General features: G+C 71.1%; 3 protein-coding genes. 1 reads left to right on the forward strand and 2 read right to left on the reverse strand.

The genetic code is table 11. The features are described 5' to 3' along the window. The coding region (locus B8460_RS18225; protein WP_048863042.1) for a Spy/CpxP family protein refolding chaperone at positions 1-405 on the forward strand (405 nt) is incomplete at its 5' end. 9 nt (positions 406-414) lie between these two features. Here the strand turns inward: B8460_RS18225 and B8460_RS18230 are convergent. Both B8460_RS18230 and B8460_RS18235 read right to left on the reverse strand, forming a co-directional pair. Further along, positions 415-888 (reverse strand): hypothetical protein, encoded by a 474-nt coding sequence (locus tag B8460_RS18230; protein ID WP_048863043.1) that lies wholly within the window; start codon positions 886-888, stop codon positions 415-417. A 52-nt stretch (positions 889-940) separates the two neighbouring features. Beyond that, the coding region (locus tag B8460_RS18235) for an OpgC family protein (protein ID WP_048863044.1) at positions 941-2,066 on the reverse strand (1,126 nt) is incomplete at its 5' end.

Genomic DNA, 2,066 nt, shown 5'->3' on the forward strand with positions numbered 1-2,066 from the left:
GCCGCGCGCCTCGCCGCCCGCCGCATGCACCTCGCGGACCGGCTGGCGACGCTGCATGTCTATCTCGACATCACGCCGCAGCAGGAAGGCCCCTGGCACGCTTTCAGCCAGGCGGTGCTGGGCATGGTGCCGGACGTGAAGGACCTGCCGCAGCCGGGGCAGCCGGAGAGCGCCTTCGACGGCATCGACCGGATGGCGAAGATGCTCCAGCGGCGCGCCCAGGCGGTGCAGGCGGTGGATCAGGCCGCGCAGACGCTCAAGGCCTCGCTCACCCCCGACCAGATCACGCGGGCCGACGGCGCCTGGGCGCTGATGCGGGCGCACATGATGCGCATGCACCGGATGCACGACCACGCCTGGATGCACTGGTCCCGTCCGGGCGTGCAGGGTCCGCAGCGCGGCTGAGGCGGGGCGTCAGCCTCGGGACGGCGCCTGTCCCGGAACCGCCGTCGTCGGTCCGGTCGGGGGATGCACCACCGGCCCGACCGGCGGCGGCAGCATGCAATGGGCAACGATCGGGGCGCACCGCGCCTCGGGCGCGCCCGCCACCGCCGTCTCGCCCGCATACCGCACGGCGTCCACCCGGCCGTTGCGCAACTCGAACTGCGCGTTGCAGTTGCCGCCGCCGCCCAGCGTCACGCCGCCACCCACCACCGGCAGCGTCAGGTTCAAGCCATCCGTCGCGGGCGGGGTGTATTCATAGCTGCGTATCTCCAGCCCGTCGGCGAGCTTGACCGTCTTGGTCGGCAGGCCCGCGCAGAGGTCGAGCTCGCGCGCGCTGAGGCCGACCAGCTGTGTCTCGGCAAGCTGCGCCTGACGCGAAGCCTGCACGGCACAGCCACCGAGCGCGCAGGCCGCCACCATCAGCCCTATCGATCGCAGATGCATCCGTCTCCGTCCGTCGCAGTTGCATGGGGCGCCGCCGCCTGGGCGGCCGCAGTCAGACGCGCGCCGGCAGCGCCGCCGCCGCCGGGGCTGGATTCGCCGCCTCGCGCCGCCGCCGCGCGCGCTCGAACAGCAGCGCCAGCGTGCATTGGATGAAAATGCCCGTCGCGTTCACCGCGACCTGCATCGGCCAGGCATAGCCGAGGGTGCGGAACGCGAGCCGCCCGACCACGGCCAGCATGCAGCCGGCCGCGAAGATATAAAGCGAATGGCGACCGCACGCCTCCAGCGGCCGCAGCAGCCGGCTGCGCGCCACGCGGCGCAGCGCGTCGACCGTCATCACGACATAGAACAGCGCCGCGATGTCGATCAGCCGGAGGATATTCAGCCGGCTCTTGTCCGGCGGCGCCATGTCGAGCGGGCGCAGATCCGGCAGGCGCCAGGCATGCCACGGAAAGGTCTGGAAGAACGCGAACACAAGAAACGCGGCACAGGCCGCCAGCAGCCAGCGATTGGCGGGCAGCGCGCCGCGACGCTGCAGCACGGTCGCGAAGGCGATGCCGATGGTGAACAGGAACTGCCAGCTGAACGGGTCAAAATACCAGCCGTTCGGATCGAGGATGTTCGGGAAGTCGAGCCAGGGAAAGGCCTGCGCGGCCAGCCAGATCAGCGCGCTGCCCGCCAGCGTGCCCCACATGCTGACGCGCATCAGCAGATAGATCGCCGGGAAGACCGCGAGCAGCACGATGTACAGCGGCAGGATGTCCAGATAGGTCGGCAGCGCGCGCAGCAGCAGGCCGTCGCGCACGCCGCGCGCCCCCGCGCTCAACAGGGTCGCATCCGACAGGACGACCAGACCGGTCCGGCGCGACCACACCTCCACCAGCATCAACGTCGCCGCCAGCAGGGCGATCTGCGTGCCGTAGATGCGCAGGCACCGCAGCGCGATCTTGCGCAGTCCGGCCGACGCCCCGTCGCGCGCGAAGCTGCGCCCGTAGGCGATCATCGCGGAAAACCCGGCCAGCAACACGAACACCTCGCCCGCGTCGCAGAAGCCGAACCAGTGCAGCGTGTACCAGGACAGGTCGTTGCCCGGGACGTGGTCGATGAAGATCATCAGCAGCGCCGCGCCGCGCAGCACATCCACCCTGGTGTCGCGCGGCAGCTTGCGCGCCGCGGGC

The sequence above is a fragment of the Acidisphaera rubrifaciens HS-AP3 genome (genome assembly GCF_000964365.1).
GTDB lineage: Bacteria > Pseudomonadota > Alphaproteobacteria > Acetobacterales > Acetobacteraceae > Acidisphaera > Acidisphaera rubrifaciens.